Source organism: Streptomyces sp. NRRL WC-3549, from assembly GCF_000721935.1.
In the GTDB taxonomy this organism is placed as follows: domain Bacteria; phylum Actinomycetota; class Actinomycetes; order Streptomycetales; family Streptomycetaceae; genus Streptomyces.
The window spans coordinates 49,332-56,106 of sequence record NZ_KL585401.1 but is presented as its reverse complement, the minus strand read 5'-3'; the positions used below and the strand labels follow the sequence as shown (position 1 = coordinate 56,106).

The 6,775-nt window shown below is 72.0% G+C and carries 3 protein-coding genes and 3 pseudogenes; 2 read left to right on the top strand and 4 right to left on the bottom strand.

Annotation, left to right across the window (positions count from 1 at the left end):
- Together IH13_RS37675 and IH13_RS37670 are read left to right on the top strand one after the other, a co-directional pair.
- Window positions 1–1,379 (top strand): annotated as a pseudogene (locus IH13_RS37675) (FtsX-like permease family protein); the annotation flags it as partial.
- Window positions 1,376–2,328, top strand: a pseudogene (locus IH13_RS37670) (ATP-binding cassette domain-containing protein). The pseudogenes IH13_RS37675 and IH13_RS37670, both read left to right, overlap by 4 nt.
- Before the next feature lie 67 nt (window positions 2,329–2,395).
- On the opposite strand, the pseudogene IH13_RS37665 reads toward IH13_RS37670, so the two are convergent.
- The 4 genes and pseudogenes from IH13_RS37665 to IH13_RS0116720 all read right to left on the bottom strand — a co-directional run bounded on the left by IH13_RS37665 (window position 2,396) and on the right by IH13_RS0116720 (window position 6,751).
- Window positions 2,396–3,086: pseudogene (locus tag IH13_RS37665) on the bottom strand (hypothetical protein).
- Window positions 3,083–3,505 carry an acyl-CoA thioesterase gene (locus IH13_RS0116730; RefSeq protein ID WP_031085218.1) on the bottom strand — a complete coding sequence of 141 codons (423 nt, stop codon included), beginning with the start codon at window positions 3,503–3,505 and terminating at the stop codon, window positions 3,083–3,085. Before IH13_RS0116730 ends, IH13_RS37665 begins: the two are co-directional and overlap by 4 nt.
- Window positions 3,506–3,507: 2 nt before the next feature.
- The gene (gene ettA / locus IH13_RS0116725; RefSeq protein ID WP_082317628.1) at window positions 3,508–5,172 is read right to left on the bottom strand and encodes an energy-dependent translational throttle protein EttA; all 1,665 of its coding nucleotides are present in this window, start codon (window positions 5,170–5,172) and stop codon (window positions 3,508–3,510) included.
- 280 nt (window positions 5,173–5,452) lie between these two features.
- Window positions 5,453–6,751 (bottom strand): LAETG motif-containing sortase-dependent surface protein, encoded by a 1,299-nt coding sequence (locus tag IH13_RS0116720; protein ID WP_063837453.1) that lies wholly within the window; start codon window positions 6,749–6,751, stop codon window positions 5,453–5,455.
- Between the last annotated feature and the right edge of the window lie 24 nt (window positions 6,752–6,775).

Here is a 6,775-nt window from a genome sequence, read left to right as displayed (position 1 = left end):
GCGCACGGTGGCCGAGCTGACCCTGCTCGTCCTGGCGGTCGGCGCGGTCACCGCGCTGCGCCGCCGGGGTACGGGCTCCGACGGGGACCTGCTGGTCAGCGCCGCCCCCGTACTGGTGGGGCTGATCGCCGCGCTGGTCCTGGTGCGGGCTGCGGCTGGCGTCCCGGCCGGTGGCGCGGCTGCGCGGGGCGGTGGGGTTCCTCTCGCTGGCCCGGGCCGGCCGGTCCTCGGCGAGCGCCCTGCTGCCCTTGCTGGCCCTGCTGATCGCGCTGACCACGGCGGCGTTCGGCGGCTCGGTCCTCGCGGGGGTCGCCGGCGCACGGGACGACGCGGCGCTGCGGGCGGTGGGGGCGGACGCCCGGATCAGCGGGGAGGGTGGCCCGGCGGCGCTCACGGACGGTCTGGCCGATGACGTCCGGGAGGTGTCCGGGGTCCAGGACGTGACGGCCGTCCGCATCGAGTACGCGGTCCCGCTGAGCTCGTCCCGGGACGCGGCGTCGGACACGAAGCGGGCGACGCTGCTGGGCGTGGACCCGGAGCCGTACGCCCGGCTGGTCCGCGGGTCCGGCCCCTCCTCCTTCTCCGCCGGTCTGCTGGAGGCGGGCGGGGGGACCAACCCGGTGCTGCCCGCGATCGCCTCGCCCTCGGTGGCGGAGCGGCTCGGCGACGGGCCGCGCACCGTCCGGTCGGAGGGCGGTGACATCCGGGTGCGGGTCGTCGCGGTCCGCACCGCCACCCCCGCGGTGGACTCCTCGGACTTCCTGATCGTCGACCGGGCCTCGCTCGACGTGACCGGCCCCACGACCCTGCTGGTCACCGGGGCCGGTCTGGACGGCACCGCGCTGCGGTCCGCGGTGCACGACGCGGCCCCGGCGCTCACGGTGCGGCTGCGTTCGGCGGAGCGCGAGACGTATCTCGACACCCCGCTCCAGTCGGGCGCCGAACGGATCTACGCCGTTGCGGTCGCCGCCGGCGCCGGTTACGCGGTGCTGGCCGTGCTGCTCTCGCTGCTGCGGACGGCGCCGGAGCGCACCACGCTGCTGGCCCGGCTGCGCACCATGGGGCTCACCACCCGTCAGGGCCGCCGGCTGCTCGCGGCCGAGGCCATGCCGCAGGCGCTGCTGGCCGCGGCGGGCGGGGTCCTCGTCGGCTGGGTGACCATCGCCCTGCTGGCACCCGGTGTCGACCTGGGCGTCCTCGCGCTGGCCGACGCGGACACCGCGACGCCGCACACCGCCTCGCTCCGGGCCGACGCCGTCTCGCTGGTCGTCCCGGCGCTCGGCGTGGTCCTGCTGACCGCCGCCGTGGCCGGTGTGCAGGCCTGGTGGGCGGGCCGCCGCGGATCGACCAAGGAACTCAGGGCAGGAGACACCCGATGACGTCGTCCACAGAGACCACCCTGGCGGAACTCGAACAGCGGGCCGCCGTACGCCGCGACCGGCCGTCGTACGGTCACGACGCCCTGATCGCCTGCGACCGGCTGGTGCGTGTCTTCTCCGCGGACGGGGTGGAGGTACAGGCGCTCCAGGGCCTCGACCTGCTCGTCACCGAGGGCGAGTTGATGGCGCTGGTCGGGGCCTCGGGCAGCGGCAAGTCCACCTTGATGAACATCCTGGCGGGGCTCGACGTGCCCACCGCGGGGTCGGCGAAGGTGGCGGGCCGCGACCTGCTGGCGATGGGGTCCAAGGAGCGCCTGGGCTACCGCCGGGACGTGGTGGGCTTCGTCTGGCAGCAGACCGCGCGTAACCTGCTGTCGTACCTGACGGCCACGCAGAACGTGACGCTGCCGATGCAGTTGCGCGGTGGGGGCCGGGGCCGTGCGCGGGCCGAGCGGGCGGAGTCGCTGCTGCGGATGCTGGAGGTCGAGGACTGCCGGGACCGCCGTCCGGCGCAGATGTCGCGATCGCGGTGGCGCTGGCCAACGACCCGTCGGTGCTGCTGGCGGACGAGCCGACCGGTGAGCTGGACTCGGCCACGGGTGAGCAGGTCTTCGCCGCCTTCCGGCGGGCCAACGAGGAGCTGGGCACCACGATCGTGATCGTGACCCACGACCAGGCGGTGGCGAGCGAGGTGCGCCGTACGGTCGCGATCCGCGACGGCCGGACCTCCTCCGAGGTGCTGCGGCACACCGAGGTGGACGCGGCGACGGGCCAGGAGTCCCAGGTGGCCCGGGAGTACGCGATGCTCGACCGGGCGGGACGGCTGCAACTGCCCGCCGACTACACCGAGGCCCTGGGCATGGAGCACCGGGTGATGCTGGAGCTGGAACAGGATCACATCGGGGTGTGGCCGGACGCGCAGGGGAAGCGGGACGCCCGGGAGGGCTGAGGGCCGCCCCGGGCCGGGCGCTCCGGCGGACGGCCCGGCCTCCCGGACGGTCAGGCCCTCTGGACGGTCAGGCCCTCTGGACGGTCACCGCGAGGCCGCCGAGCCCGCCGCGCGCGTCCCTGAGGGCCACCGACCCGAACGGGGTACGCAGCCGCAGCCACGAACCGGCCGTGAGCAGGGCGACGGGGAGATCGGGTGCCGGGCGAAGGAAACCCAGGGACTGGGCGGCGTGCACGGCGCGCAGCGGCAGGTCGGTGGAGCCGACGGTCCGGGACCAGATGTCGTGGCCGATCAGGTCCCGCTCGGCCCGGGTACGCCGGTCCTCGGGCAGCGCCGCGTCCCGGGCCCGGAACTCGGCGACGGCATCGGCGAGCGCGGCCCCCAGCTCCACCGGTGACGGCAGCCCGGGGCGGGTCCGCCAGCCGCCGCGGGGCGGCAGCACCCCGGTCCACGGCAGCACCCCGGTCCACGGCGGGCCGGTGACGGGTCCGGGCAGGTCGGCCACCGGCCCGTCGGCGCCCTGCGGGTCCAGCGCTTCGAGGAGTTCCCCGGCCGAGACCGTGACGTCGAATTCGTGGCTGCCGGCCAGCCGGGCCGTACGGACCGCGAGGACCTCGAACGACGATGTGTATAAGAGACAGCGCCTGGAGGCGGACGGCGGCGGCCCGGTCGTAGTGGAGCAGCCGGCCGAGGAAGGCGGCGAGGTCGGCCACCTCCCTCACGTCGGCGAACCCCAGCGACCGTACGGACACCGTCATGCGACAGCCGGCTCCTGCTCCAGGTACTCCTGGAGGAAGAGCTTCTCCTCGGCGCTGATCCGCCGGGGCCGCTCCGCCGCCAGGTCGTAGGGCACGACGACCGTCGACGCCCTGACGTAGACCTGCTCGGGGTCCTTGATCTCGTACGCGATCGTCAGCGACGCCGCGCCGATCTTCGTGACCCAGGACTCGACGGTCACCGGCGTGTGCCGGTGCACCAGCGGGCGCACGTAGTCGATCTCGTGCCGGGCCACGACGGACCCGCCCGCGAAGGACGGCGAACCGTCCCCCGGCGCCAGCCGGAACATGAAGTCGATGCGCGCCTCCTCCAGGTAGCGGAGGAAGACCACGTTGTTCACGTGGCCGAAGGCATCCATGTCCGACCAGCGCAGCGGGCAGCTGTAGATATGACGCGCCACGGTCAGCCTCGCGTGAGCTTCTTGTACGTGGCGCGGTGCGGCCGGGCCGCGTCCGCACCCAGGCGCTCCACCTTGTTCTTCTCGTACGACTCGAAGTTGCCCTCGAACCAGTACCACGTGGAGTCGCCCTCGTACGCCAGGATGTGCGTGGCGACGCGGTCCAGGAACCAGCGGTCGTGGGAGATGACCACCGCGGCGCCGGGGAACTCCAGCAGCGCGTTCTCCAGCGAGGAGAGGGTCTCGACGTCGAGGTCGTTGGTGGGCTCGTCGAGGAGCAGCAGGTTGCCGCCCTCCTTGAGCGTCAGCGCCAGGTTGAGGCGGTTGCGCTCACCACCGGAGAGGACCCCGGCCGGCTTCTGCTGGTCCGGGCCCTTGAAGCCGAACGCGGAGACGTACGCCCGCGAGGGCATCTCGACCTGGCCGACGTTGATGTAGTCCAGCTCGTCCGACACGACGGCCCAGAGGGTCTTCTTGGGGTCGATGTTGGCGCGGGACTGGTCGACGTAGGAGATCTTGACCGTGTCGCCGACCTTGATGGAGCCGGAGTCCGGCGTCTCCAGGCCCTGGAGCATCTTGAACAGCGTGGTCTTGCCCGCGCCGTTCGGACCGATGACGCCGACGATGCCGTTGCGCGGCAGCGTGAACGACAGGTCGTCGATGAGGACCTTGTCACCGAAGGCCTTGGAGAGGTGCTCGACCTCGACGACGATGGAACCGAGCCGGGGGCCCGGCGGGATCTGGATCTCCTCGAAGTCCAGCTTCCGCATCTTGTCCGCCTCGGCCGCCATCTCCTCGTAGCGGGCGAGACGTGCCTTGGACTTGGTCTGCCGGCCCTTGGCGTTGGAGCGGACCCACTCCAGCTCCTCCTTGAGCCGCTTGGCGCGCTTCTCGTCCTTGCGGCCCTCGACCTTGAGGCGGGTCGCCTTCTTGTCGAGGTAGGTGGAGTAGTTGCCCTCGTAGGGCAGGGCCCGGCCGCGGTCGAGTTCGAGGATCCACTCGGCGACGTTGTTCAGGAAGTACCGGTCGTGCGTGACGGCGACGACGGCGCCCGCGTACTTCGAGAGGTGCTGCTCCAGCCAGTTCACCGACTCGGCGTCGAGGTGGTTGGTGGGCTCGTCGAGGAGGAGGAGGTCAGGGGCCTCGATCAGCAGCTTGCAGAGCGCCACGCGGCGCTTCTCGCCACCGGAGAGGTTGACCACGGGCCAGTCGCCGGGCGGGCAGCCCAGGGCGTCCATGGCCTGCTCCAGCTGGGCGTCCAGGTCCCAGGCGTTGGCGTGGTCCAGGTCCTCCTGGAGCTTGCCCATCTCGTCCATGAGCGCGTCGGAGTAGTCCGTCGCCATCAGCTCGGCGACCTCGTTGAAGCGCTTGAGCTTGCCCATGGTCTCGGCGGCGCCGTCCTGGACGTTCTCCAGGACGGTCTTGTTCTCGTCGAGCTCCGGCTCCTGCATGAGGATGCCGACGCTGTAGCCGGGCGACAGGAACGCGTCGCCGTTGGACGGCTGCTCCAGGCCCGCCATGATCTTCAGCACCGTGGACTTACCGGCGCCGTTGGGCCCCACGACACCGATCTTCGCGCCGGGCAGGAAGTTCAGATTGACGTCGTCGAGAATCACCTTGTCGCCGTGCGCCTTGCGCGTCTTGCGCATGGTGTAGATGTACTCAGCCAAGAGAAACCGTCCGGCAGCAATAGAGGTGTGGGCAGATACACCCATCTTGCCTGACGTCCGCACCCGGACGGAAACCCGTCCGCCCTCCGGGCGCGACCGCGCGCCCTCCCGGGGCCCTCCGGCCTCGCTCCGGGACGTGGGCCGGGCCGGGGAACCGCTGCCGGACGGTGAACGTCCCGGCGCCGCCCCGGAACGCGACAGAGCCCGGTACGGATGTCCGTACCGGGCCCGTCACCGGCGCGTACTCACACGCACGGCGCGCCGGGGGTCACTGCCTCAGTCACTCACCGCTGGTCTGCGGCTTCTTCCGGCGGAGCATGAAGACCGCGCCGCCGCCGACGACGACCAGGGCGATCGCGACACCCGCGATGACCGGGGTGGCGCTGGAACCACCGGTCGCGGCGAGGTCGCCACCACCCGTGGAGGTACCGGCCGAGCCGCTGTCGGTGGCGACGGGCGACGGGCCGGCACCGGTCTGGGTGTCGGTTCCGCCGTTGTCACCCGGGGCGGGGGTACCGGCGGTCTCGCAGTCCAGGACGCCCTTGAAGTTCTTCTCGAAGCCACCGGGGCCGGTGATCGTGAAGTCGTAGGCCTCGTCCTCGCCGACCGGGACGGTCACCGTGCGGGTCTCACCGGCGGGGATGGTGTGCTCGGTACCGGCGAGCTCGAAGGTGAACGCCTCGTCGCCCGTGTTGCTCGCGGTGATGTCGACGCCGCCCTTGGCGCAGTTCTTCTCCGCGGTGACCGCCGGGACGGCCCCCTTCTTCGCCCAGGTGGCGGTCGCCGTCGCGGAGACGGTGGACTCGCTGGAACCGGCGAGGATCATCGTCTGGCTCTTGGTCAGCCCGGCGAAGACCCGGCCCACGGGCACAGAGGTCGAGGCCTGGACGGAGAGCGAGGCGGAGCCGTCCGCGGTGTCCTCGGGGACGGCGAAGTAGAGCTCGGAGCCGTTGGCCGCCTCGGTGACGGCCTTGCCGTCCTTGTCGGTGACCTGGACACCGCTGGCGGCGGCGTCGGCGGGCGCCGCCACCGAGACCTGGCCGGCGTCGGTGTGGACGGTGATCGGGCCGAGCCGCTCACCGGCCTTGCCGGAGACCGCGGCCGGGGACAGTGCCACGGACGCCTTGGGCTCCGCGACGTCCTGGGCGTTCTTCTCCAGCCAGTCGGCGAGCTTCTCGGCGTTCGCGTCCTTGGCCGTGACGTCGGCCTTGTCCGAGAAGCGCCAGATGGCGACCTGGGTACCGACGGCGGCCGTCTTCTCGTTGAGCGGTCCGGTCCCCGCCTCCTTGGCGAGCGCCGCGAAGTCGTCGACCTGCGGGTAGGAGTGCTGCAGGATCCAGCGGATCTTGCCCGCGTCCTGGTTGGCACCGAGCGAGGACTGGTCCCAGGGGGTCTCCAGGTACTTCGCGCGGTCCTGGGTGGGGTTGTGGATGTCGATGCAGTACGTCTTGAGCTTGCCGCCGCCGTCGACGGTCATCTCGAACAGCCCGGCGAGAAGGTCCTGCTTGCCCTTGCCGGTGTTGAGCTGGGCGGTGCCGTAGGTCTTCAGGCCGTCCAGCACCGCGGTCGCACCGCCCACTGTCTCTTATACACATCTCTGAGC